The sequence below is a fragment of the Gilliamella sp. B14448G11 genome (assembly GCF_016101765.1).
In the GTDB taxonomy this organism is placed as follows: domain Bacteria; phylum Pseudomonadota; class Gammaproteobacteria; order Enterobacterales; family Orbaceae; genus Gilliamella; species Gilliamella apicola_N.
The window spans coordinates 18,232-44,974 of sequence record NZ_JACFPX010000006.1 but is presented as its reverse complement, the minus strand read 5'-3'; the positions used below and the strand labels follow the sequence as shown (position 1 = coordinate 44,974).

The following is a 26,743-nucleotide window of genomic DNA, read 5'->3' as shown; positions in this document are numbered from 1 at the left end:
TATAAGGTAATCTAAATGGCTTTAGGCAATTTTTTTAAAAGACAATTAAAAACAGTCATAGAATGGACAAACCAAGAGCCGGATGTCTTATTCTATGAGTTTCCAACCCCAACAAGCGAAATAAAAAATGCCAGTAAACTCATTATTAATCCTGGGCAAGGTTGTATTTTAGTTTACAAAGGCGAAGTAATTGATGTAATTATCAAATCGGGGATTTACGAACTTTCAACATCAAACCATCCATTTATTACGAACTTGGTGAAAATATTACAGAGTTTTGAAAGTGAAAATAAACTGCATGTTTACTTTTTCCGATTAGCTAGCTTAGTTGATCAGAAATGGGGAACGGCAACACCAATTAAGTATGTTGATAGTGTATATCAATTTCCAATTGAGCTTGGTGCTTATGGTACCTATTCGATCAAAATTGAGCATGCTGGGCTGTTTTTCAAAGAAATTGTTGGAACCAACTCAATTTATACAGCAAAAGATCTTAATAAGTTGATGATGTCACGTATTATACCTACCATCTCATCACAGTTAGCGACTGAAAGTTATTCATATCAGAATATAGATTCTCAGTTAATTATGTTATCTCAACAAATTAAAGATAATCTCCAAGTTCCTTTTACTAAATTAGGTCTTGTTTTGGATGATTTTCAAGTTGAAGCAACATCGTTTAATCAAGAAACATTGGATCGAATCAATAGAATTGCCGATTCAAGAACTGACGCACTAGCGGCTAAAGAAGTTGGCTTGAATTATGTTGAACATGAAAAACTTAAAGCTCTACGTGATGCTGCACAAAATGAAGGTGGACTTGCTGGAGCTGGTTTACAAATCGGTGCGGGTGTGGAGTTAGCTAAATCGTTTGATCTAAACAATACTAATACGGCTTCGACAGCGAATAATACAGCAAATAGTAATGAAGAAATCATCAAGCAATTAAAACAATTGAAAGAGCTAGCGGATGCTAGGATTTTAACGCAAGAGGAGTTTAATGCGAAAAAAGCTCAATTGCTTGAAAAGATTTAAAAAATGATGTAACAGTAAATTTATAAGTTTGTTGATAATTGTTTATTTTACCGAAACAGATATAAGTTAAAATTAAGAATAGTTGTGATTATTCATTTAAACTTAATCAATATCAAGAAATTGCTCAATTCATCAATATGTTATTGAGCAATTTTTTTCTAGCCAATTAGTTATCTATTATATCGAAATATTCGAATTCACACTTGCCGTTGGTTGGTTGTTTTGCTTGAGTTGAGGCAAAAATACCAACTTTGGCACCCACCCATTTCCCTTTACCTGCGGCAAAATTACGCGTTATTTTTATCCATTGATTATCTTGTTTGGCATAATAAAATTGGCAAATCCCATTGAGTCCAACATCAACCTTAAATTGGCAAACAGATGAACTGAGTTGAGTAATTTCTTCCAGATATTCATCAACGATACCTGAATCTTTCATCCACCCGTAACGATAGCACAAAATATATTTGTCATGGTTAAAGTTAATGGTCAGTGCCGCATAACGTTCACCATAGATAATTAAATCTTCCCCAATTTTAAACCGCATTATTTACGAAAGTTTCTATCCTAATTATGATTTTCAATACTTTTTTGTCTAACTAGTAAATCTTTTGGGATTTTTTCCATCATTTTGTCATTTCATTTATAAAAATTAACCACCGAAGTAACAAGTAAGAAAAATTATCATCAAAAATAGTAATAAATAGAAAATAATAGATTTGTGGAACAAGAGAAGTGGGCAAAGTAGATCTATTAGCTAATTAGATTACTATCATTTGATACTAATTATTCTTAGCTAATCGAGTATTTATGTAATGATTAAATAAATAATATCTAATCATTACAGTAAATTTATCACTATTGACTATAATAAATAGGATATGCCGACAAAATAAATATCGTCATTTCTGAAATATTTGAATTATTCAATAAATTATTTTTTACCAATATGTTATGCATTGAGCTAAATTGCATTTAATTTATCATTTATACAATGATTGCTTTTACTTTGTTTAGATTATTCAACTAAATTCTTTGCTTATGACGCCATAGCCATTTGCCACTGATTAATCGTTGATAGAAGAATAAACTTCTAATAATCCAATCTAAAAACATACCAAACCAAACACCAAAAACACCAAAGCCGAGGTATACACCAAAAATATAGCCCACTACAATTCGGCACATCCACATACTGCCAATGGCTACCCACATGGTGTAGCTGGCATCTTTTGCACCTTTAAAACCATAAGGCAAGACAAAAGAAGATGCCCAAAATGGGGTGAATAAAGCATTTAACCAAAGTAAATGTTTAGATATTTGAATAACCTCTTGATTATCGGTATACATTGAGCTTAATAGACCCGCAAATGGGACGGATAGAAACGCCAAAAAACACAATAATATATTGGTCAAATGGAAGATAAATTTCAGTTGTCTGGTCGGTTGATAGGTTTGTCCCATTCCAAGTCGTTTACCGACTATAATGGTCGATGTCGATCCCAGTGTTCCTCCTGGTAAATTCAGTAATCCAGCAATCGAAAAGGCAATGAAATTAGCTGCTATGGTTGAGGTTCCCATACCGGCTACAAAAGTTTGAGTCAATAATTTGCCAATATTAAACATCACGGATTCAACACTTGCTGGGATACCAATGCTCAGAATATCAATAAGAATTTTCGCATTGAACGAGTGAAAATAGCTTCTAAATGGTATAAATAGTGCTCGACTCGGTTTGATCGTTAATACGATTAATATAAATATCATACCGCAGTAACGTGATGCCGTTAAACCAATGCCTGCACCAATAAAACCTAAACCCTCCCAATTAAATACACCATAAATCAATACGTAACTTATTGATAAATTCAATATATTCATAATGATGTTTAAATACATTGGTAGTTTAGTATTACCTGCACCTCTTAATGCACCACAACCCACTAAGATAAAAGCTAATGCAGGATAACCTAATACAGTTAATTTAAGAAAGGTTAAAGTAAGTTCTTTGACTTTTGGTTCAGCTTTTCCAGCGATGATTTCAACAATCCAATAGCCTGAAAATTCTACAAAAACAAAAAGTAAAAGTGAGATTATTATCAGTAAAGTGATGGATTGTCGTGCCGCTGAAACTGCTTTTTTTCGATTGTGACGCCCTAAACTGAAAGCAACTACAACGGACGTTCCTAGTGCGACAGCCATAAAAAAGGACATAATAATCATATTAAAGCTTTCCGCCATACCGACGGCAGCCATTTCAGCATTACCAATCCAACTTACAAGAAAAGTACTGAAAATTCCCATCAATATGACCGATAGGTTTTCAATAAAAATTGGCATGGCTAAGGGGAAAATCTCACGCCAAAGCAAAACATTGTTTGAATGTCTTTTTTGGTATAATTGTGATTTTTTTAAGCGATCAACTAATTGAACATTCAATTTAAAGCCTAAATTTGTCCATAAAATTTTGCAGATATTATAACTCTTTTATTTCATAAAAATGAACTTATGTTTCAAAAATAAACTTTATTAATATAATACTGTTAACTAAAAAATTGATCATCTAAAGTCATCGCGAAATTTGATGTATCATTAAAAAATGGACAATAAAAAGGCTATTGATAAAATAAATTGATTCAGCCCTGAAACAATAGTCAGTATTATCTTATCGTGGTTAAATTTTAGTATTAATTAAACCATATAAAAAAATTTGTCAAAAAGTTTGAGGAGAAGCATATGTTTCAGTATAAAAATTCACATACTTTTCTTGAATGGTGATTTATATAACTATATTATAGCGAGCTTTAAAGACTTTGATCACCAAAATAATAAATGAGTCCTTATGTTAATTAATGCTAAAGATATTCTCGAAAAATTAAACCCACATAATAAAATCAATTATGACTCGGTACTTAAAGAAGTCATTGCCGATTGGCAATCTGGAACTATTCGCCCTAAATTATTAATTCATAGCTGCTGTGCCCCTTGTAGCACATATGTTTTGGAGTATTTGGCACAGTATGCAGATATTACTATCTATTTTGCTAATTCAAATATTCATCCTCGTGTTGAGTATGAATACCGGAGTGTCGTACAGCAAAAATTTATTGCTGATTTTAATGAAAAGACGGGCAACAATGTTCAGTTTTTAGAAGCACCTTATCAACCCGCTGAATTTATTAAACAAGTTGAACATCTGCGTGATGCTCCGGAAGGCGGTGAACGTTGCCATCTCTGTTATAAAATGCGTTTGGATTTAGCTGCAATCAAAGCTCAAGAATTGGGATTTGATTATTTTGCCAGTGCGTTAACACTCAGTCCTAAAAAGAACAGTCAAAAAATTAATCAACTTGGTTTTGAAATTCAAGAAATTTTTTCAGTTAATTATCTACCTTCTGATTTTAAAAAAAATAATGGTTATAAGCGTTCAATAGAACTTTGCAAAGAGTATGATGTATACAGGCAGTGCTATTGTGGTTGTATTTTTGCAGCTAAAGCCCAAGGTGTCGATTTAAAAAATGTGATAGCTATTGCTAAACAAGGATTAGAAAAACAAGCTTAATTTTTCAATAACTGATATAACTATACTGAAACGTAGCCTTAACCTGAAACTTTTTGACAAAACTGACATTTTTACAGAATAAAAATACTAAACAAGCATAGTAAATAGTTAAAGTATTTAGCTATAATATTGTTACTATAAATAAAATTTATAGTGAAGCGCGGCTGTTTGATTTTACAATATGTGAGTTTATTATGACAAAAAAGTATAGATTAGGATTGGATGTTGGTTCTACAACTGCAAAATGTGTTGTGCTTGATGAGCATGATAATTTTGTTTACACCAATTATGTACGTCATAATACCCATATTGTAACAACAGTGCTTGAATTACTGAATGAAATCAAACAAAAGCTGGGTAATGATATTCATTTATCGGTAAAAGTAACGGGTTCTGCTGGAATGGGTATTTCAGAGAAAGCCGATATTGCTTTTATACAAGAGGTTGTAGCCGCTTCTGAAGTGGTGCAGCGCAAATATCCGGAAGTGCGAACTTTAATCGATATTGGCGGTGAAGATAGCAAAATGATTTTCTTCTTTCCTGATCGTTCACCTGATATTCGCATGAATGGCAGTTGTGCAGGGGGTACAGGGGCATTTATTGATCAGATGGCAACTTTGCTTAATATTCCAATTCAACAATTTGATCAACTTGCTCAAAATCATACCCAAATTTTTCCTATTGCTTCCCGCTGTGGCGTATTTGCCAAAACCGATGTTCAAAATCTAATCAGCCGCAATGTTTCCAAAGAAAATATTGCCTATTCTGTTTTACATGCTGTTTGTATTCAGCTCGTTAATACTTTAGCGCGCGGCTATGATATTGTGCCGAAAGTTATGTTAATTGGTGGGCCGTTTTCCTTTATTCCAACCTTAGGCAAGGCGACTTTAGAGACATTAAAATTAGCAGAAGATCAAATCGTTAAAACTGACCATCCGACATTATTATCCGCATGGGGAGCTGCAATTCATCTTATTGAGCGAACCGAGCTTTCACTTGATGATTTTATTAATCGATTAAATTCCTCAACTAAAATCATAGCTAATCAATCTTTTCGATTAAAACCATTATTTAATGAATCATTATCTTTTAATGATTGGAAAAAACAGCGTAAATATATTCAAATTCCACGTTTAAATTTAGCCGATTACCAAAAAGAATACGCTTTTTTAGGCATTGATAGTGGTTCAACAACGACTAAAATTACACTCATCAGTGAAGATAACGAGCTTCTTTTTACTCATTATGCTCCTAATAATGGTCACTCTATTAGTGCTTTAATTAAAGGGTTAACCCTATTAAAAGATGAAATTGTTGCATCAGGTAAACAAATTGTCATTGCTCGCACTGGCGTAACAGGATATGGCGAAGAACTTTTAAAAGCTGCTTTTGCATTTGATGATGGATTGGTTGAAACCATGGCGCATTTCGCTGCCGCTAAACATATTGATCCAAACGTAAGTTTTGTTATGGATATTGGCGGACAGGATATGAAAGCGATCTTTATCGCTAATGGAGTTGTCAATCATATTGAGCTTAATGAAGCATGTTCATCAGGTTGTGGATCTTTTATTGAAACTTTTGCTAAATCACTTAATTCCAATACGATCGATTTTGCTGACGCGGCTTGCAATTCGTCCAATCCCTGTGATTTAGGGACACGTTGCACCGTTTTTATGAACTCTAAAGTAAAACAAGCTTTGCGTGAAAATGCGACCATGGGGGACATTTCAGCCGGACTGGCCTTTTCGGTCATTAAAAATGCCATTCATAAAGTGCTTAAACTCCATGATATGCGTAAGTTAGGTAATAATATCGTGGTACAAGGTGGGACTTTTAAAAACCCAGCGGTATTTAGAGCATTAGAACAATTAACAGGAGCACAAATTACCAGTTCTAATATTCCTGAATTAATGGGCGCCTATGGAAGTGCATTAGTTGCAAAAAATCATTACCAACAAAAGCCCGTTTTATCCCAGTTCATAGGGTTAGACCAGCTTCATAAAGCTGAAGATAACAAAGCCAAACCTTCACGTTGTAAAGGGTGTGAAAATAAATGCGATATTATGATTTATCGTTTTGCAAATGGGCAACGTTATTATTCAGGAAATAAATGTGAAAGATTCTTAAGTAATAATCAATACAAAGACAACAGTTCATTTAATATGCTCGATTACAAAAACGAACTGTTATTTGAACGTGCTAACACCCCTAATCCGAATGCTGAAATCAATATTGGTATTCCACGAGTATTAGGTCAGTATGAGAATTTTCCTTTTTGGCACACATTATTAACGCAAAGTGGCATTAATGTCATACTTTCGCCTTATTCCACTCAGGCTATTTACGAAAAGGGTGCGGGTACGGTAATGTCTGATAGTATCTGCTTCCCTGCCAAATTAGTGCATGGGCATATTATGGAACTTATTGAGCAGAAAGTAGATCGTATCTTTATGCCAATGGTTATGTTTGAGTCTGCTCAATTTGATAATTCGGTTAATAATTACAATTGCCCTATTGTAAGTAGTTATGCTGAAGTTGTGCACAGTGCGATTAATCCCGAAAATAAATATAATGTGCCCCTTGATTATCCGGTTATCAACTTTACTGATATCCAATTACTGAAAAAAGGTTGTATTAATTATTTAACATCCCTAGGAATCACGAAAAAAGTGGCGGAAAATGCCTTTTCCCATGCGTTGATCGCTCAGTCAGAATATAAAAAATCGCTCTATAATAAAGCGATTGAAATAGTGAACAATGCTAAGCAAACAGGTCGTTATGTGTTTATTTTAGGGGGACGACCTTATCATAGTGACAGTTTAATTAACCATAAAACTCCTGAAATTTTAAACGCACTAGGTTGTGATGTAATTACTGAAGATTCGGTATTAGGTGCCATTAATCAATTATCTCCAGAATTGCAAATTTGTTCACAGTGGAGTTATCCAAATCGTTTATATGCTGCAGCTTCTTTTGTTGCTGAGCAACCTAATAATGTGCAATTTGTTCAACTTAACTCATTCGGGTGTGGTCCTGATGCAATTGTTACTGACGAATGTAAAGCAATATTAGAATCTAAAGGCAAAACTTGCACGGTAATTCGTGTTGATGAAATCACTGCGACAGGATCGGTCAGATTACGATTACGCTCTATTATTGAATCGATGCGCATGAATCAACAGCAACCATTAATAAAAGTGGAGCGTAAAAAAACGGCTATTTTTAGTAAACAAGATAAGAAACGTCGAACAATTTTAGCGCCGTTCATTTCTGATTTTTATTCACCTTTATTACCGCCTATTTTTGCTTTATCGGGTTATAAACTCGAAACTTTGCCTAAACCAGATAAAAGTTCAGTTGAGTGGGGACTAAAATATTGTAATAACGAAATTTGTTATCCTGCGACCATTATTGTGGGTGATATTGTTAAGGCATTACGTTCTGGAAAATACAATCGTGAAGAGGTCGCAGTAGGCATTACGCAAACAGGTGGGCAGTGCAGGGCAAGTAGCTATTTATCATTAATTAAAAAAGCGATGATCAGTAATGGTTTTGATGATATTCCAATTATTTCACTTAGTACGGGTAATATGAGTCAAGATGAACAACCTGGATTTAAAATTAATTGGCTCAAAACATTACCTATTAGCTTTTTTTCTATATTGTTTGCTGATTCACTATCCAAAATGTACTATGCCATAGCGCCAAGGGCAAAAGTAAAACAACAAGCGAATCAACTTAAAGAACTCTATACTCGAAAATTACAACAACTGATTAATCAAAAGAAAGGGGCGCGCTCAATATTTGCGCTATTAGCCGATGCAGTTAAACATTTTAATCAAATTGAAGTTATAAATAATAAAGATTGTCCTCAAATCGGTATTGTTGGAGAAATCTACGTCAAGTATAACAACTTTGGTAATCAACATAGTGTTGAATGGTTAATAGATCAGGGTATCGAGCCAGTTATTCCACCTATGATTGAATTTTTTGCACAATGTTTTGTCAACCATGATAGTAATGTGGATAATCATTTAGTATCAAAAACCTATCATTCTTATTTAATGTATTTTTTTGAAAAAATAGCACAACGTTATATCGATAAAACTAATAAAATTTTATCGACTTTCAAATATTATCAACCGTTCCATAATATTCGCGATATTTCTAAGAAAGCTAAGCAGATCCTTAATTTATCCAATCAATTTGGTGAGGGATGGTTGATACCAGCTGGCATCATGACTTTTGCTGAATATGGAATTAACAATGTTATTAGCTTGCAACCATTTGGTTGTATTGCTAATCATGTGGTATCAAAAGGTGTTGAAAAGCGTATGCGTGATCTTAATCCTAAACTCAATTTATTGTATTTAGATTTTGACGATGGCGCAGGTGAAGTAAATGTGCTTAACCGTTTGCACTTTATGGTAAGTTCATTAAAGTATTCACAGCTACAACGAATTGTGTAATAAAAACTATAGGGTTAGTTTATTTTACTTTATTAAATTAACTAAACTGTAGGTTAATTTTTTAGGATCGATTGTGATATCAATTTACCAATTAAAACCCAAATTCCAATCACTACTGCGCCCGTATGTGAATAGGCTCTACAATGCCAATATAACGGCTAATCAAGTGACAGTTTCAGCTTGCTTGGGATCAATTTTTGTATCTTTTATTGTCGGTTTGCTTTCATCTTATCAATGGATTTTTTGCGTCATTCCCATTTGGATGTTGATTCGTATGGCTCTTAATGCCATTGATGGTATGTTGGCACGTGAATTTAATCAAAAAACGCATTTAGGAGCTTATTTAAATGAAATTGGAGATGTTATTTCCGATAGTGCGTTATTATTGGTTTTTACACAACTCGATAATGTTAGTAACTATTTAGTTATATTGGTTATTTTGCTCTCTTTTTTAACGGAATATACGGGTGTTTTAGGTGTGATGATTGGCGCGTCAAGGCGCTATGATGGCCCTATGGGCAAAAGTGATCGTGCTTTTGTCTTTGGGATAATTAGTTTAGGCATTGGAATTTATCAATTACCGTTAGATTGGATTGATCCATTGTTATGGATCGTTAATTTTTTACTAATATACACTGTGATTAATCGGATTCGAAAAGGTCTGCAAGAAACACAAAAATGAAAAAAGGAAATAATATGCGTGATCAACAACAAAAAACTTTTATAAGTCACGATGGCTGTCAATTATTTTATCGTTATTGGCCAGCAGTTGATAGCAGTGATGGACTTTCTTCAAAAGCGATTGTGCTTTTTCATCGCGGTCATGAACATTCAGGTCGTGTTGCTCATCTTGCTGATGAATTGAATCTACCCGATTATCAGATCTTTGCTTGGGATGCGAGAGGTAATGGTCAATCAGAAGGTGAGCGAGGTGATGCGCCTAATTTTGCAACGTTAATTAAAGATGCTAACTGCTTTATTGAACATATTTTGCAAGAATACCATTTAAAACATCAAGATATTGCCGTTATTGCCCAAAGTGTTGGGGCAGTGATTGCTTCTGCATGGGTACACGACTATGTGCCTAATATTCGTGCGTTGGTGTTGGGGTCTCCTGCATTTAATGTCAAGCTTTATGTACCATTCGCTGTACCTGGATTGAAATTACTATACAACTTAAAAGGTAATTTTTTTGTTAATAGTTACGTTAAATCTAATTTATTAACTCATGATGCTGAGCGAGCGAATTCATTTACCCAAGATCCGTTAATTACTAGACCAATATCAGTTAGATTACTTTTAGATCTTTATACCGTATCTGACCGAATTGTTAAAGATGCTAATGCCATTACCGTTCCGACCCAATTACTTGTTTCGGGATCAGATTATGTGGTAAAACGTAAACCACAAAAAAGATTCTATGAAAATTTGGGTACCCAGCAAAAAGAATTTCATATTTTACCAAAATTTTATCATGATACTTTTGGTGAAAAAGATCGCCAAATCGCTATCGACAGGGCAAGACGATTTATTATTGGCTGTTTTGAAAACACTCCTAGTGTGCCATCACTCGTTAATGCTGATCTTGTTGGTTATACAAGGCAAGAGAAAGACACTTTAGTAATGCCGCCAACAGGCTTGATTAAACCTTTATATTGGCGGTTTGTTAAAGCCATTTTAAAATATGCAAGTAGAGTTTCAAATGGTATTAAACTCGGTTTCGATACTGGTTTTGATTCAGGGAGTACCTTAGATTATATCTATCGTAATGAACCGACAGGAAATTCTAAGCTCGGGCAGTTTTTGGATTATATTTATTTACAATCCATTGGTTGGCGGGGCATTCGTCAACGCAAAATCCATCTTGAAGCGATCTTAAAACAAGCGGTTAACCAACTACAACAACAAAATAAAGCTGTTAACATCGTTGATATTGCGGCGGGACATGGTCGTTATATTCTTGAAACCGTTAATCAAATAGCTCATAAACCTGATTCGGTACTATTGCGAGATTATAGTGATATTAATATTCGTGATGGGCAAAAATTAATTGATGAACTTGGTTTAACAAACTTTGTTCGTTTTGAAAAAGGAGATGCATTTAATCGGCAACAATTAGCTGAATTAACACCTCAACCAACATTAGCAGTAGTTTCAGGGTTATATGAATTATTCGATGATAATGCTTTATTACGTGAATCTCTATCTGGTTTAGCGGATGTTATACCTGAAGGGGGATATTTAATCTATACCAATCAACCTTGGCATCCTCAATTAGAGTTTATAGCCCGTGCTTTGACCTCGCATCGTGATGGGCAACCGTGGGTTATGCGCAGACGCACTCAATTGGAAATGGATCAATTGGTTGCTGCTGCTGGATTCAAAAAAATAGATATGTGTATCGATCAATGGGGTATTTTTACAGTATCACTGGCGCAAAGAATTAAATAGTCGTTGGTCCATATGCAAAAACTAAAATTTGGAGCGTTAATCTATTATAAATTTGCTTTATTAGCTGGATTATCAATATTCTTTTTTACCAGTTATAACTTAACTAACTGGTTTACTGCAAACCGTTCCGATGTGGGGAGTTTGGTATTCAGTTGGGAATCCTCAACTCCATTATGGGCTTGGACAATTGTGCCTTATTGGTCCATTGATTTCATGTATGGTTTAGCCATTTTATTGGCCAGTTCGAAGCAATCACTTAAAATTTTATGTTTAAGGCTTTTTTCGGCGCAAATTATTTGTATTACTTGTTTTTTGATTTTCCCTCTAAAATTTAGTTTCGAACGCCCCCATCTTGATGGTTTTTTAGGTTTATGGTTTGATGTTTTAATGGGTTTTGACAAACCCTTCAATCAGGCTCCTTCCTTACACATTACTTTACTGGTGATCTTGTGGCAGTTTTATAAGAGTTATTTAAAATCAAAATTTACTCAATTGCTTCTACATGGTTGGTGTTTATTAATTGCCTTATCTGTTTTAACAACGTGGCAACATCATTTTTTTGATGTTCCAACAGGATTATGGGCAGGTTGTTTTTGTATTTGGTTATGGCCAGAAAATGGAATAGCTCCTTTAAAAAGTAAATCATACCCTAAGCAATATACTTGGAGCGGCATTTACTTCCTACTATTTTTATTATCATTAAGTTTAGCTATATATATTGGTGGGGTTGGACTTTGGCTATTGTGGGTCGCGGGGGCTTTTGGATTAGTATCAGCCAATTACTTGGTATTTGGAGCAACAGGTTTTCAAAAACAAGCTAATGGACATTTTACGCTCGCGGTAGCAATTTTATATTTACCTTATTTTGCAATTATGTGGCTTAATTCCCGTTTATGGACTTTAAAAAACAAACCAGCAGATTTTATTATGGACAATGTCTATTTAGGGCGGATTGCTTCGCAAAACACTTTGCAAATTAAACCTATTAATTCAGTTGTTGATCTCTGTGCAGAATTACCAATTGGACAATTTAATGGTTATTACAGTTTGATTCCAGTACTTGATATGACACCTTTGTCCATTGAGCAGTGTCAACGAGTAGCCGAAAAAATCGATCAATTTCAAAAGCAAGGTTCTGTCTTGGTCTGTTGTGCATTAGGTTATTCGCGTAGTGCAACAGCCGTAATCGCATGGTTATTATTGACCAAAAGAGCGACTAATGTCGAAGAAGCAATAACCAAAGTGAAAACGGGTCGTAGTTCGGTCGTTATTTCCTCCAAGCAACAAGCCGTGTTAATCAATTGGTTTAATAGGATTCAAAAAGGAAGCCGCAGTGGTAAATTCGAATAAAGCTAAAATAACTGAAAATATCAATCAAACAGTTTTAGTAACATTTAATCATTTTCTTATTATAAGTCATCAATTAGAGGTTTTTTCGCGATTACTGACATTGATAGCCTTGTTTTTTGGGTTAATGGCTAGTTGGGTCTTAAATTCTGTTTTATTGACAAGTTACAGTTTAGTCAGCTTTTTGGTTGGATTAATCAGTCAATATTATGCACTACGTATAGCCTTTGATAAAAAACTATTTGATTATCTAGCCACCAAATACGATCAGTTTCCTGATGTTTTAGATGAATTAGATAATGCCTTATTGCAATTGAATTTAAAAAAATCGAAACAACAACCATTGCGCTCAATCGAAGATCGTCAAAAAGGGACATTGAAATTATTCAAAAAACAGATTTTCCTAATTAGTATGCAGCTAATTTTAGCAATAGTGACAGTTATTTTGGGTATTTCGAATTAACTTTCTGATTAAATTAAAAATTATCACACATATAATAACAAACAATATGGAGGAAAACATGTCTAGTTATCAACGCGATGGTTTATTATTGTTTGTTGGTATAGGTGTATTGTTGATTGTAGCGTCTACGATTGGTTGGTTGTTGAAACGACGTATGAAAAGCCCAAATAGTGTTATTGATAATTTAAACAAACGCATTAATGCTTGGTGGGTGATGGTTGCTATTTTTGCCATCGCAATTTTTTTGGGAAAATTTACCGTAATTATTCTCTTTTTTATTGCATCAGGTATAGCTCTGCGTGAGTTTCTAACATTAACGCCCATAACCCGTTATGATTATTGGCCTTTACTTTTTGCTTATTTCATTGTGTTACCATTGCAATATATCTTAGTTGCCGTGTCGTGGTATGAGTTATTTTGTATCTTTATTCCTATTTATGGGTTTCTATTTTTAGCTATTTTGGCGGCAATTACTGGATCGGCTCATAATTTCTTAGCAAGAATAGCTGAAGTGCAATGGGGATTGATGATTACCGTCTACAGCATATCTTTCATACCTGCATTGATTATTTTACCCATCGATCACTATCAAGACCGCAATTTATTGTTGATTGCTTTTCTTGTATTTGTTGTTGAACTATCAGATGTCTTACAGTATGTATTTGGTAAGCTATTTGGTAAACATTCGATTAGCCCTAATTTATCACCATCCAAGACTGTTGAGGGCTTTATTGGCGGTATTTTTTCGGCTAGTTTGATAGGTGCATGTTTATGGTGGGTAACGCCTTTTAGCTTTATTCAAGCTGGTTTAATTTCACTCATGATTACCTTGCTTGGATTTTTAGGTGGATTGGTTATGTCGGCAATTAAACGCGATAGAGGTGTAAAGGATTGGGGGAAGCTTATTAGCGGTCATGGTGGTGTGCTGGATCGTTTAGATTCTATCTGTTTTGCGGCACCTATATTTTTTCATGTTGTGCGATATTATTGGGTATGATTATAAATCCGATTAAGAAAAGCAGAAAGATAATATAAATTGCAAAAAAATTTGCATATAAAAAAGAGCAAAAAAATTCAATTTATGATATAAATACTGAAATGTATTAACTTAAGATATATAGAAGGACAATAATATGTTAAAAGAACAAATGGTAGTAAAAAATTCAACTGGATTACACGCCCGCCCAGTAACAACACTTGTAAAACTAGCAGGTCGTTATAAATCAACAATCGAACTCGTTTACAATGACAAAGCGATTAAAATGAAAAGTATGATGGGTTTATTAGGCGCTGGCGTTAAAGGTGGCTCTACTGTTGAAATCATTTGTGATGGTGAAGACGAACAAGCTGCAATGGATGAAATCCGTGAATTATTTGCTACAGGTTTTGGTGAGTAATTAATTGATAAATTAATTCAATTAACATCAAAAAATTATTATTCCGTCGACGTAAGTCGACGGAATTGTTTTAAAAGGGCAGTAACTAAATACTTTCAAGTAGACCTATTTTAAAAGATTACTTTAATCTTTAATGATTGAATTCAATTCATGATGATCAATCGATGGCAATAACTTAGTAAAACCTTTGGTCAAATAGACTAAATAACAAAATCCAATCGCTAACCAAACTAAGCCAACAATCATCGCAGTCTCATCAAGGCTGGTCCATAGCCATAACGAAAGTAAAACACCAATTGCTGGTAATACACCATATTTAAATAACACTTTTGCTGTTTTCGTTTTGATATCCCATAGATAACTTTTAATGACACATAAATTAACAAATGTGAAAGCAACTAAAGCACCAAAGCTAATCATTGAAACAACCAAACTAAGATCTAATACCAATGATAACAATGAAAAACAAGCCACAAATAATATTGATAAATAAGGTGTTCTAAAACGAGGGTGGATTTTAAAGAAAATCTGTTTAGGCAATACACCCTCGCGACCCATCGCATAAAATATTCTTGATACACTGGTTTGTGCTGTCATTGCTGATGCAAAAACACCGGTTAGGTAAGCAGATTGGAAAAAGTTATACATAAAATCATTTCCATACTTACCAAGTATCTCTTTTAAATTACTTATAGAATCTACTTTACGCATTACATCCAAGCTAGCGATATCTTTATTAGAAGCAAAATCTGTCCAGTTAGGATAGGCTAAATGAGCACTATACGAAACAACTAAAAATATACTTCCCGCAATAAGAACCGTCCATATAATGGCTCTTGGTAATGATTTTTGTGCATCATTTGATTCTTCTGCCAGTGTCGCGATAGCATCAAAACCCAAAAAGGCAAGACATAATATTGCTGCGCCAGACATTAATCCGCTAAAATCACCTGCATTAACAGCCAAAGGTTTTATCATTGCTTCTGGTGTTAAACTTACATTGGTTAAAGTTAAGAAAATAAATAATCCAATAAAAAACATTTGAATAATAATCAAAGTAAAGTTCACTGAATTAATTAATTTAATCCCTAAGTAATTTAACAAGCTGACACTACATAATGAACCAAGCACAAATACATAAGCAGGTATGCTTGGGAAAGCTTCATTAAGATAGATGCCCAAAACCAAATAATTTAATATTGGTAAAAATAGATAATCAAGAATTTGCGCCCATCCCACTAAAAAACCAATTCTTCCACCAAATGTATGTTGTACATACGAATAGGCAGAACCAGCAATAGGTAGTTTATTTGCCATACGACAATAACTTAATGCTGTAAAAAAGATCATTGCTAGAGTGATAACATAGGCTATAGGTAAGTGTCCATTACTGGCAACGGTAACTTCCCCATAAGTGGTAAAGATCCCTAAAGGAACCATATAAGCTAAACCAAATGCAATTAATGCAGGTGTGGTTAAAACTCGTTTCATTTTTATTGCGGACATGACTAATTTTGCTCCTCTGTCCCAAAAAACAATAAAAAACTACTAAGTATAGTTTTGCCTTTTTTACCCGCTGAAAGCGGCAGGGAATTCTCCCACATTATTATAATTATGCAAGCTAATTTTTAGCTTATTAACATACAAGTGTGTAATTTTTGAGCTTGCTATTTTATAGGGAATTATTTTTCGTCATATCAACAAAAATCACACTTTGATAAAGTCAATTTAAGAGATACAGATTTTGTGATCTATATCTAATTATTTCTTTGTTTCAGGAGATGTCAGTATAAGGAAAACACGTTATATTTATTATAAATTGCAGATAATTTAATCTGTAAATACTTATCAATAGAAGGATATATTTATGACCTCAATTCCCGTTGTACCTGTTGAATTAACTAATGATGTAATAAAACAAAAATCATCAATCATTCAATTAATGGCTCAAAAAAGTCAAAATTATTTAACTGATGTTGAAAAATTTGTTGAGGATGTTATGGCACATGAACAAGAAATGGAAACGGATGTGTTACCCGATATTGCATTACCTCATGCTAAAAGTGGTGGCGTAAGTACCCCATTTATTGCAGTTGGCAAATATAGTGATGGTATTGTTTGGAACAATAATAATAAAGTTAAATTAATTGTAATGATTGGAGCTCAAGAACATGCCAATAAAGAACATTTAGCCATTATCGCTAAATTAGCAGCTAGCCTTGCTGATGATGATTTTATTGCTGAATTGTTAAATAGTGATATTCAAACCATTGCTCATAGGGTGAGAGGTATTTATGAATAATAAGAAAATTGTAGCCATTTGCGCCTGTACCGCAGGTATGGCGCATACCTATATTGCAAGACAAAAAATAACAAATGAAGCTAAAAAACGCGGTTGGGATTGCAAGGTTGAAACACAAGGTGCAGCAGGTGTTGAAAATGTTTTAACTGAACATGATCTTAAAAGTGCTGATGTCATTATATTGGCAACGGATATATCAATCGAAAATGCCGAGCGACTTGAGCCTTTTAAAAATATTATCAAAGTCAGTACGGGTGAAGCCGTTAAAAATACTGCCAACATTTTCAATAATGCAGAGCAAATGTCGACAAAAATTGTCAAAGATAATATTGGTACAGAAATTTTTAGAGCTTTAAATACGGGAATTAGCAAATTTTTACCAGTCATTATTGCATCAGGGATTCTCTTTTCAATTGTGTTAATGACGGGTGATGTTACTAACAATACCATTTTACCAAGCAATCAATTCTTTGCTGACCTTCAACAAGTTGCATTCTATGGATTTGCAATGATGGTACCGGTTTTAGCTGCATATATGGCCTATTCAATTGGTGGTAACGCGGCTCTTGCTCCAGCATTCATTATGGGGTATGTCGTTAATAATCCAATTGGTGTCAATAATGTTAGTACTGGATTTATCGGAGCCATGATTTTTGGGATTTTAATTGGTTATTTTGTTAAATGGTTTAAAACAATCAAAGTGCATCCCGTTATTGCGTCAGTAATGCCTGTTATGATTATTCCAACGGTAACACTATTGGTAATGGCGCCAATCTATATTTATGGCTTATCTTACCCACTGGATTGGTTTGTAAAAGCCATGGTTGCAACCTTAAAAGGGATGTCACAAGTCAATGCGGCATTTTTAGGGATTGGTATTGGGATATTGGCTGCTTTAGATATGGGGGGGCCATGCAGTAAAGCTGCAACAGCGTTTACTTTAGCCGCAATGGCTGAGGGTGTTTATGGGCCTAATGGGGTTTTCCGTATGTGCTGTGCGATCCCACCTTTAGGACTGGCTATTTCTTCATTAATTGTTTCACGATCCAAATACAGTAAAGAAGAAAAAGAGTTTGGTATTACGGCATTTTTCTTATCATTAGCCGGTATTACTGAAGGTGCCATTCCATTTGCAGCCAAAGATCCAAAACGGGTAATCATTGCTATAGTTGTGGGTACTGCTATTGCAGGGATGTTGGGGATGATCAGTGGTATAGACTCATTAGTTGCTTTTGGAGGACTTGTTGCTTTAGGTGGGGTAACAAAAGGCGCAATGTGGTATGTTATTGATATGTTTATTGGCGCATTGATTATCGCTGCGATCTTGCACTTCACTAAGAAAGCTCCAGTAGAAACGGAGCAAGTCATTGAGAGTGAATCATAAAATAAGTTACACCGTCAATTATGGCGGTGTAACAGTTTATCAATCCATTTATAATGATTTATCTTGTTGATAGACTACTTTACCACCGACAATCGTTGTCAAAACTTTTACATTTTGCATATCCGTTGCGGCAATGGTAAACGGATTGCGATCTAAAATGATAAGATCTGCAAATTTACCTTTTTCAATCGAACCAATATATTCATCTTGTTTCAATATATAAGCCGCACCAATGGTGGCACAACGTAATACCTCTTTAGCGGTTAAATTACGGTCGCTATTTAATCGTGGATGATCGGCATCGATTTGTCTGGTCATAGCAATTTGAAAATCATACCATTCATTTAATGGATCAATCGGCCAATCACTACCAAAAGCACAATGAACGCCTGCATCGATATACTGTCCATGAGCTTCTAAACCATGATAGCGATCTTCACCAAAAAGAGTTTGATATTGTTCAACCATGGCTGAGCTGCATCCTGCCCATTGGAATGAAAAGACCACACCAGCATTTAACTCTTTGTATCTAGCAAATTGATGTGCAGCGCTTAACTCATTGTGCGCTGTACTTGGACGAATATCGGCATCGGGTAATACTTTTCGCATCTTCTCAATTGCATTAAGCACGACTTCAATTGCGCCTTCCCCAACAGTATGCATATGAGGGTGGAACCCCGCTTTGGACGATTCTAAAATCAAAGCATCTAACATTTCGATGGAATAATAGAGATCGCCGTAACGATCTTTTTCATCGGTTAAATTATAAGGTTTAAGTAAACGAGCGGTCATCAAAGGCTGTTGCATCACCCCATCAACGAATAACTTAACATGTGATACTTTGATACCTGGTTTTGGTTGCCAATTTTTATCATCATAACGGGCAGCAAATTGCTTCACTTTATTGATTACGTTAGGGATATCTTCAATTGATGAAACATCATCAGGTGGAAGTTCTCGAGCACCAAATAAGCGAATAGTTAATTGGTCTTGTTTTTGTAATTGTAAAAAAGCATCGGCTTGCGTTTCAGTGATACGGGCATCCATAACCGCAGTAACGCCTTGTTTGTTTAATTCGGTTTGTGATAATTTAGCAACATTAACAGCTTGCTCATCCGTTAATTTAGATATACTATCAAAGGCACGCATGGCAGGGGCATCTTCTAAGATGCCATTTAATTCGCCATCAACTGTACGGCCGATTTTGCCATCGGTAGGTTCTGGTGTATTCCTATCTAAGCCAAATTTTTCTAATGCAATGCTATTGGCAACTAAGGTATGGCAATCATTTGAAAAAAGAATTACTGGGCGAGAAGTGTTAAGACGATCAAGATCAAAACGAGTAATATCTGTACCTACTGGAAGAACTTCTTGTCTTAACCACCCGCGAACTTGCAGCCAATGGTTGTTGTGATTTGTAGAATCTTTATCTAAGTATTGTTGAATAATTGCTAAAGTATCATCAATGGTTAAACTTTGATAATTTAAATTACATGAGGATAGTTGCATTCCTCCCCAAAAAGTATGTAAATGTGAATCGATAATCCCAGGCATCATGGTTTTGCCTTTTAGATCATAAATGGTTGTTTGGTTATCAACATAGTTCTGGTTATTTATTTCTTGTGTACTACCGGTTGCAATAATATAGCCATTTTTAATGGCGATAGCTTCACAAACAGTGTCTTGTTTGTCAGCAGTGTAAATATAGCCATTAACATAAATAACATCAGCTTTAGCCATTATAAGTGATTCCTCAAAATAAAGATCGAAATGAAAGCTGAACGATAGCAGATTTATAAAAAATTTGTCAAATGCAATAATTTTCTTTATTGTGTGAGAAGATTATGCTAAAACTACCCATTTAGTTACAGCGTCACAAGGTGAGCCAATGAAATATCAACAGTTAGAAAACCTTGAATGTGGTTGGAAATGGCACTATCTTGTAAAAAGGCATTTAGAGGGTGAGTTAATTACTCGTCACATCGAAAAAAGTGCTGCACAACATGCCGTAAATGAATTATTACTATTAGAACATAATCCAAAAGGAGTTGTTAATTGGATCAACGAGCATTTGAATCCCGATTTAGATAATCGAATGAAGCAAACTATTCGGGCTAGACGAAAACGTCACTTCAATGCTGAACAACAAAATACAAGAAAAAAATCCATAGATTTGGAATTTTTAGTTTGGCAACGGCTTGCTAATTTAGCAAAACGTCGAGGCTGTACTTTGTCGCAAACCATTACACAACTTATTGAAGACGCTGAGCAAAAAGAGCAATATGCAACAAAAGTATCGACTATTAAGGATGATTTACAGTCACTTCTTGATGCGAAGCTTGATAATAACTAACTCAACTACAGGATAAATAGGCTTAATTATGGGAAAATCCCTTGTTATTGTGGAATCACCAGCCAAAGCAAAAACGATTAATAAATATCTTGGCAAAGATTTCGTGGTTAAATCAAGTGTGGGACATATTCGTGACCTTCCAGTAAGTGGTAGTAGTCAACGTGCTGAAAAAACCACAAAAGACAAAGCTGAGAAAAAAGTTAAACGTTCAGAGAAACAGGTTTTAGTCGACCGAATGAGTGTCGATCCTTATAATGGCTGGAAAGCACATTATGAAATTTTACCTGGTAAAGAACGGGTTGTTGCTGAACTAAAAAAACTTGCTAAAGATGCTGACATGATCTATCTCGCAACCGACTTGGATAGAGAGGGGGAAGCAATTGCGTGGCATCTAAAAGATGTAATAGGCGGTGAAGATAGTAAATATCGTCGTGTGGTATTTAACGAAATCACCAAGACCGCGATTAAAAACGCATTCAATGAACCCGCTATGTTAGATATGGATCGCGTCAATGCTCAGCAAGCCCGTCGATTTATGGATCGGGTTGTGGGCTTTATGCTATCACCTTTACTTTGGAAAAAAGTGGCGAGAGGATTATCAGCGGGGCGTGTACAATCCGTTGCTGTTCGATTAGTGGTTGAGCGTGAACGTGAAATTCATGCCTTTATTCCAGAAGAGTACTGGGATCTGTTTGCTGATTTGCATACAGCCAATAGTGATCTGTTAACGATGCAAGTTGTGCAGTATAAAGATGAAGCCTTTGAGCCAAAAGATAAAGTCGCTATTGATATTGCCTTAGCTGAGTTAAACAAAAATCAATATCAAGTTATCAATATTGAAGAAAAACCAACGAAAAGTAATCCAACTGCACCGTTTATTACTTCAACTTTGCAACAAGCTGCTAGCACGCGTTTAGGCTTTGGGGTTAAAAAAACCATGATGCTTGCCCAGCGTCTGTATGAAGCAGGTTACATTACTTATATGCGTACTGACTCAACCAATTTAAGTCAAGATGCATTAACAATGGTGCGTGATTACATTGGTCAGAATTTTGGTGACAAGTATTTACCTAAATCAGCAAATGTTTACAGCAGTAAAAAGAATTCCCAAGAGGCGCACGAAGCCATTCGTCCGTCTGATGTGAACGTTATTGCCGATAATATTAGTGATGTTGAAGCGGATGCATGTAAATTATATCAATTAATTTGGCGACAATTTGTTGCCTGCCAAATGACGTCGGCTGAATACAACTCCACAACGCTCACTGTAAAATCAGGCGATTTTACCTTAAAAGCTAAAGGACGTACGTTGCGTTTTGATGGTTGGACTAAAGTGCAACCTCAACTCTCGAAAAACAATGAGGATAAAATATTACCTAAAGTTGCTGTTAACGACGAATTATCGTTAATCAGCTTAAATCCAAATCAACACTTTACCAAACCACCTGCACGGTATAACGAAGCGTCATTGGTTAAAGAGCTTGAAAAACGAGAAATTGGTCGTCCATCAACCTATGCAACTATCATTTCAACTATTCAAGATCGCGGTTATGTGCGTTTGGATAATCGCCGCTTTTATGCTGAAAAAATTGGTGAAATTGTAACAGATAGATTAAACGAAAACTTCAATGATTTAATGAGTTACGATTTTACTGCACGTATGGAACATGCTTTAGATGAAATCGCCCATAAAAAACAAGAGTGGCGAGAAGTTCTTGACCAATTCTTTAGCGATTTTAGTGCTCATCTTGAAGTGGCGGAACAAGCACCAGATAAAGGCGGTATGCAACTTAATCCACTGGTATTAACACCTGAAATTAAATGTCCAAATTGTGGACGTGAAATGGGCATTAAAACTGCTGGAACAGGGGTGTTTTTAGCTTGTTCGGGTTATGCATTACCACCTAAAGAACGCTGTAAGCAAACCATTAATCTCATTCCAGAACACGAAACATTAAATATTTTGGAAGAGGCCGAAACAGCAGAGACGGATGCTTTAAGAGCGCTTAAACGTTGTCCAAAATGTCATACCGCAATGGACAGTTATTTACTCGATAACGAACGCAAATTACATATTTGCGGTAACAATCCAATTTGTGATGGTTCTATCGTTGAAAAAGGTAACTTTAAGGTTAAAAGCTACGAAGGCCCAATTATTGAATGTGAAAAATGTGGATCAGAAATGCACTTAAAATCAGGGCGTTTTGGTTTATATATGGGATGTACTAATCAAGATTGTAAAAATACACGTAAAATCTTAAAAAATGGTGATGTTGCACCACCAAAAGAAGATCCTGTTGATTTACCAGAATTACCGTGTAGTAAATCTGATGCTCATTTTGTTTTACGTGATGGTGCTTCAGGTATCTTCTTGGCTGCGCATAACTTTCCAAAATCAAGAGAAACACGTGCACCATTGATTGAAGAGCTACAACGCTTTAAAGATCGTTTGCCAGAGAAATTTATTTATTTAACTCAAGCACCGAATAAAGATCCAGATGGAAATCCATCCATTGTACGTTTTAGTCGTAAAAGCAAACAACAGTATGTCACTTCCGAAGTTAATGGAAAATCGACTGGCTGGGTAATGCAATACATAGACGGCAAATGGGTAAATAGTAAAAAGTAGGTAAGAACACCTGAAACTTTGTCAAAAAGTTTCAGGTTATGTATACGTTTTAGTATAAAATTTGTTTTTGTTTGTGCTAGAGTGTGAAAGGAATTACCTTACGTTTTCTCGCTTTTGAGTAAAGCTAAAAGCGAGAAGAGTATATAGTTAAAGGAGCCTTGTCATGAAATTGCAACAATTACGTTACATTGTTGAAGTGGTCAACAATGACCTTAATGTGTCGTTAACCTCCGAAAAACTTTATACTTCGCAACCTGGTATCAGTAAACAAATAAAATTGTTAGAAGACGAACTTGGCATTCAAATTTTTACAAGAGTCGGTAAACATCTTTCTGAAGTTACTCCTGTCGGGGAAAAAGTTATTTCCCTCGCTCGTGAAATCCTCAACAAATCAAATGATATAAAAATTATAGCTAAAGAGTTTAGTCAGCCAAATCAAGGCTCATTAACGATTACGACAACTTATACTCAAGCACGTTATAGTTTGCCAATAGTCATCCAACAATTTATGAAGCAATACCCAAATATTATTTTGCATATGGAACAGGGCTCATCACCGCAATGTATTATACAGGCACAAGCAGGGCAAGCGGACTTTGCCATTGTTACTGACCTTTCACAACTTAATGATGAAATGATTGCATTGCCATGTTATCACTGGAACCAAGCCGTGATAGTTAAAAAAGATCATCCGTTGGCTAAAAGTAGTTTAATTTCTATTGCAGAGTTATCCCAATATCCCTTAGTCAGTTATGACTTTTCTAATGATGGTTCTGACCTCAATCAAGCTTTTATTCGCGCTGGGCAATCGCCAAATATTGTGTTTAGCACAACCGATGCAGAGTTAATTAAAACTTATGTTAAATTAGGTATTGGCGTCGGAATTGTTGCTAAAATGGCAGTAAGTGATGCAATTGCTGATGATGATTTTGTTGTGCTTAATGCTGGGCATATTTTTCCTTACAGTACTACTTATATTACTTTTGCGCGTTCTTTATTTTTACGTAGTTATATGTATGATTTTATCAGTCAATTTTCACCACATTTAAATCGTCAAACTATCGACAAACTGATGTTATGTGATAATAATACTGAAGTGTTAGCAATGTTCAATGGGGTAAAATTGCCAGTTCGCTAGCTTGAAATTTTATTTTTGAATAATAAAGCTGAATAAAGTGCGAAATTATCGCACTTTTTTATTAGCACTATTTATGTCTGGCTTTCAAAATACCAATGACATCTTGCAATGACAGATTTTGGTCATGCAGTAAAACGAGTAGATGGTAAATTAAATCAGCCGATTCATTTTTCAGCTCTTCAGTATCACGTACCGTTGCTGCTAAAGCCGTTTCAACGCCTTCCTCACCCACTTTCTGAGCAATACGTTTAGTTCCATCATGATAGAGTTTAGCGGTGTAAGAAGATTTTGGATCGGCATTTTTGCGGCCAGCAATTAACTGCTCTAACTCAAATAAGAAACCCCATTGAGTTTTCGCAGAAGCGAAACAACTGTTGGTACCTGTGTGACAGGTTGGTCCAATTGGATCAACTAAAACTAATAAAGTATCATTGTCACAATCTGAAGTAATACTTACTACATTTAGAAAATTGCCAGAACTTTCGCCTTTGGTCCATAGACGTTGTTTAGTGCGTGAATAAAATGTAACTTTACCACTGGCTTGAGTTTGAGATAGGGCTTCTTGATTCATATAACCCAGCATTAATACATCGCCTGAGACATAATGTTGAATAATGACAGGCATCAAATTATCGACTTTTTGCCAATCAAGTTGCTTTGTATCGAATTGCAATGGATCGAATTTTGTGTTGGAATTTTCTGTTAGCATAATCGGATATTTACTCCATGTTGCACTAAATATTGTTTAAGTTCACCAATGTTAATGATTTGTTTATGAAATACTGACGCGGCCAATGCACCGTCGACATCTGGTTCATTAAAGGCTTGTAAAAAGTGTTCCATTGTACCCGCGCCACCTGATGCAATTAATGGTACATGGCAAACCTCACGCACGGCTTTTAATTGAGCTAAATCGTAACCATTACGTACACCGTCTTGATTCATCATATTTAAAACAATCTCACCCGCACCCCGTTTTTGTACTTCTTTTACCCAATCAAGGGTATTCCACTTGGTTGCCACTGTACGCTTTTCATCTCCGGTAAATTGATAGACATGATAATTATTTGATTCTTGGTCATACCAAGTATCAATTCCAACTACAACACACTGCACACCATAACGATCAGCCAATTGAGTAATCAAATCAGGATTAGCCAATGCGGGTGAGTTAATTGAAATTTTATCGGCACCAAAAGTTAAAATCTGTCCTGCGTCTTCGACTGTTTTAATACCACCAGCAACACAAAAGGGAATATCAATCACCTCGGCAACTTTTGCAACCCAACTTTTATCAACGACACGACCATCGGAAGATGCAGTGATATCATAAAAAACCAGTTCATCAGCCCCTTCTTGGGCATAACGTTTAGCCAAAGGTACGATATCGCCAATAATTTCGTGATTACGAAATTGCACGCCTTTCACTACTTGTCCATTACGTACATCCAAACAAGGAATTATCCTTTTTGCCAACATGAAATTGCCTCCTCAACCGTAAATTTGCCTTCAAGTAGTGCTCGTCCCACGATCACTCCCGCCACGCCACTATCCTTGAGAGCTTTAACATCATCGAGTTGACCGATTCCACCCGATGACTGAAAGGCGATCTGCGGGTATTTTTGGCTAATTTCACGATATAATCTCACATTTGAGCCGCTCAGCGTTCCATCTTTAGAAATATCTGTACAAAGCACATGTTTTAAGCCATGAGGTAAATAATCATCGATGACTTGTTCAAGTGTTTGGTTAGAATCTTCTTGCCAACCATGAATTGCAACATATTTATTACCATCAGTAGCGATGCGGACATCCAGAGCTAAAACTAACGCTTCAGGCCCATATTTGCTAAACCACTGTTTAACTAATTCTGGCTGTTTTATTGCTGTTGAACCTATCACAACTCGTGCTGCGCCAGCTGCAAGAAGCGCTTCTACATCGTCTTGGGTGCGGATACCACCACCAATTTGTACTGGTACTTGGACACCTTTAATTAACGTTTGAATTAAAGTAATTTGCCGAGCTTTAGGATCTTTTGCACCGGTTAAATCCACAAGATGTAGAAGTTTTGCGCCTTGTCGTTGATACTCTTGTAAGCGTAATAGAGGGTCACTTCCATAGTCACGTTTTTGGTCATAATCGCCCTGATGTAATCGAACGACACTACCATCAATTAAATCAAGGGCTGGAATAATAATTTGATAAACTGC

The 26,743-nt window shown here is 35.4% G+C and carries 21 protein-coding genes; 14 read left to right on the top strand and 7 right to left on the bottom strand.

Annotated elements, in window-relative coordinates; genetic code table 11:
- The first annotated feature begins 15 nt into the window (after nt 1-15).
- A complete protein-coding gene (locus H3S88_RS06070; protein WP_198228241.1) occupies nt 16-1,035 on the top strand; it encodes an SPFH domain-containing protein in 1,020 nt (339 codons plus the stop codon).
- A 166-nt stretch (nt 1,036-1,201) separates the two neighbouring features.
- Here H3S88_RS06070 and H3S88_RS06065 read toward each other — a convergent pair whose 3' ends face one another.
- Both H3S88_RS06065 and H3S88_RS06060 read right to left on the bottom strand, forming a co-directional pair.
- Nucleotides 1,202-1,582, bottom strand: coding sequence for a hypothetical protein (locus H3S88_RS06065; protein ID WP_198228243.1), 381 nt, complete (start codon nt 1,580-1,582; stop codon nt 1,202-1,204).
- Nucleotides 1,583-2,061: 479 nt separating this feature from the next.
- Entirely contained in the window at nt 2,062-3,474 is a 1,413-nt protein-coding gene (locus H3S88_RS06060; RefSeq protein ID WP_198228245.1) for an EmmdR/YeeO family multidrug/toxin efflux MATE transporter, read from the bottom strand.
- 403 nt (nt 3,475-3,877) lie between these two features.
- On the opposite strand from H3S88_RS06060, the gene H3S88_RS06055 reads away from it, so the two are divergent.
- From H3S88_RS06055 to H3S88_RS06020, 8 genes are all read left to right on the top strand, one after another.
- Nucleotides 3,878-4,597, top strand: coding sequence for an epoxyqueuosine reductase QueH (locus H3S88_RS06055; protein WP_198228246.1), 720 nt, complete (start codon nt 3,878-3,880; stop codon nt 4,595-4,597).
- Between the two features lie 194 nt (nt 4,598-4,791).
- Nucleotides 4,792-9,069: an acyl-CoA dehydratase activase-related protein gene (locus tag H3S88_RS06050; protein ID WP_198228248.1), complete on the top strand. Its 4,278-nt coding sequence runs from the start codon at nt 4,792-4,794 to the stop codon at nt 9,067-9,069.
- 73 nt (nt 9,070-9,142) lie between these two features.
- A complete protein-coding gene (locus tag H3S88_RS06045; RefSeq protein ID WP_198228250.1) occupies nt 9,143-9,751 on the top strand; it encodes a CDP-alcohol phosphatidyltransferase family protein in 609 nt (202 codons plus the stop codon).
- A 14-nt stretch (nt 9,752-9,765) separates the two neighbouring features.
- Nucleotides 9,766-11,520: a bifunctional alpha/beta hydrolase/class I SAM-dependent methyltransferase gene (locus tag H3S88_RS06040; protein WP_198228251.1), complete on the top strand. Its 1,755-nt coding sequence runs from the start codon at nt 9,766-9,768 to the stop codon at nt 11,518-11,520.
- A 12-nt stretch (nt 11,521-11,532) separates the two neighbouring features.
- The gene (locus H3S88_RS06035; protein WP_081301772.1) at nt 11,533-12,870 is read left to right on the top strand and encodes a phosphatase PAP2/dual specificity phosphatase family protein; all 1,338 of its coding nucleotides are present in this window, start codon (nt 11,533-11,535) and stop codon (nt 12,868-12,870) included.
- Nucleotides 12,854-13,330, top strand: a complete 477-nt coding sequence (locus H3S88_RS06030; RefSeq protein ID WP_198228252.1) for a hypothetical protein — start codon at nt 12,854-12,856, stop codon at nt 13,328-13,330. Before H3S88_RS06035 ends, H3S88_RS06030 begins: the two co-directional genes overlap by 17 nt.
- Before the next feature lie 58 nt (nt 13,331-13,388).
- A complete protein-coding gene (locus tag H3S88_RS06025; RefSeq protein WP_198228253.1) occupies nt 13,389-14,327 on the top strand; it encodes a phosphatidate cytidylyltransferase in 939 nt (312 codons plus the stop codon).
- Nucleotides 14,328-14,463: 136 nt separating this feature from the next.
- A complete protein-coding gene (locus H3S88_RS06020) occupies nt 14,464-14,727 on the top strand; it encodes an HPr family phosphocarrier protein (protein ID WP_039126254.1) in 264 nt (87 codons plus the stop codon).
- A 123-nt stretch (nt 14,728-14,850) separates the two neighbouring features.
- On the opposite strand, the gene H3S88_RS06015 is transcribed toward H3S88_RS06020, so the two are convergent.
- Nucleotides 14,851-16,233 (bottom strand): APC family permease, encoded by a 1,383-nt coding sequence (locus tag H3S88_RS06015; protein WP_198228254.1) that lies wholly within the window; start codon nt 16,231-16,233, stop codon nt 14,851-14,853.
- A gap of 361 nt (nt 16,234-16,594) precedes the next feature.
- Between H3S88_RS06015 and H3S88_RS06010 the strand changes: the two genes are divergently transcribed.
- A complete protein-coding gene (locus H3S88_RS06010) occupies nt 16,595-17,029 on the top strand; it encodes a PTS sugar transporter subunit IIA (protein ID WP_086326353.1) in 435 nt (144 codons plus the stop codon).
- A complete protein-coding gene (locus tag H3S88_RS06005; protein WP_144091228.1) occupies nt 17,022-18,413 on the top strand; it encodes a PTS fructose transporter subunit IIC in 1,392 nt (463 codons plus the stop codon). Before H3S88_RS06010 ends, H3S88_RS06005 begins: the two co-directional genes overlap by 8 nt.
- A 48-nt stretch (nt 18,414-18,461) precedes the next feature.
- Here the strand turns inward: H3S88_RS06005 and H3S88_RS06000 are convergent, their stop codons facing one another.
- Nucleotides 18,462-20,153, bottom strand: a complete 1,692-nt coding sequence (locus H3S88_RS06000; RefSeq protein ID WP_198228255.1) for an amidohydrolase — start codon at nt 20,151-20,153, stop codon at nt 18,462-18,464.
- A 148-nt stretch (nt 20,154-20,301) separates the two neighbouring features.
- On the opposite strand from H3S88_RS06000, the gene matP reads away from it, so the two are divergent.
- The 3 genes from matP to cysB all read left to right on the top strand — a co-directional run bounded on the left by matP (nt 20,302) and on the right by cysB (nt 24,533).
- On the top strand, nt 20,302-20,766 hold the full coding sequence (matP, locus tag H3S88_RS05995; RefSeq protein ID WP_198228256.1) for a macrodomain Ter protein MatP: 465 nt from the start codon (nt 20,302-20,304) through the stop codon (nt 20,764-20,766).
- A gap of 28 nt (nt 20,767-20,794) precedes the next feature.
- Entirely contained in the window at nt 20,795-23,395 is a 2,601-nt protein-coding gene (gene topA / locus H3S88_RS05990) for a type I DNA topoisomerase (protein ID WP_198228257.1), read from the top strand.
- A 163-nt stretch (nt 23,396-23,558) separates the two neighbouring features.
- Nucleotides 23,559-24,533 carry an HTH-type transcriptional regulator CysB gene (gene cysB / locus H3S88_RS05985; protein WP_198228258.1) on the top strand — a complete coding sequence of 325 codons (975 nt, stop codon included), beginning with the start codon at nt 23,559-23,561 and terminating at the stop codon, nt 24,531-24,533.
- A 67-nt stretch (nt 24,534-24,600) separates the two neighbouring features.
- Here cysB and hisIE read toward each other — a convergent pair whose 3' ends face one another.
- The 3 genes from hisIE to hisA are packed head-to-tail and all read right to left on the bottom strand — an operon-like array spanning nt 24,601 to nt 26,731.
- Complete coding sequence (gene hisIE / locus H3S88_RS05980; RefSeq protein ID WP_198228260.1) at nt 24,601-25,242, bottom strand: bifunctional phosphoribosyl-AMP cyclohydrolase/phosphoribosyl-ATP diphosphatase HisIE; 642 nt, start codon at nt 25,240-25,242, stop codon at nt 24,601-24,603.
- Nucleotides 25,236-26,012 (bottom strand): imidazole glycerol phosphate synthase subunit HisF, encoded by a 777-nt coding sequence (hisF, locus tag H3S88_RS05975; protein WP_198228262.1) that lies wholly within the window; start codon nt 26,010-26,012, stop codon nt 25,236-25,238. Before hisF ends, hisIE begins: the two co-directional genes overlap by 7 nt.
- Nucleotides 25,994-26,731 (bottom strand): 1-(5-phosphoribosyl)-5-[(5-phosphoribosylamino)methylideneamino]imidazole-4-carboxamide isomerase, encoded by a 738-nt coding sequence (hisA, locus tag H3S88_RS05970; RefSeq protein ID WP_198228307.1) that lies wholly within the window; start codon nt 26,729-26,731, stop codon nt 25,994-25,996. The genes hisF and hisA overlap by 19 nt, the downstream gene beginning before the upstream one ends.
- Nucleotides 26,732-26,743 lie beyond the last annotated feature (12 nt).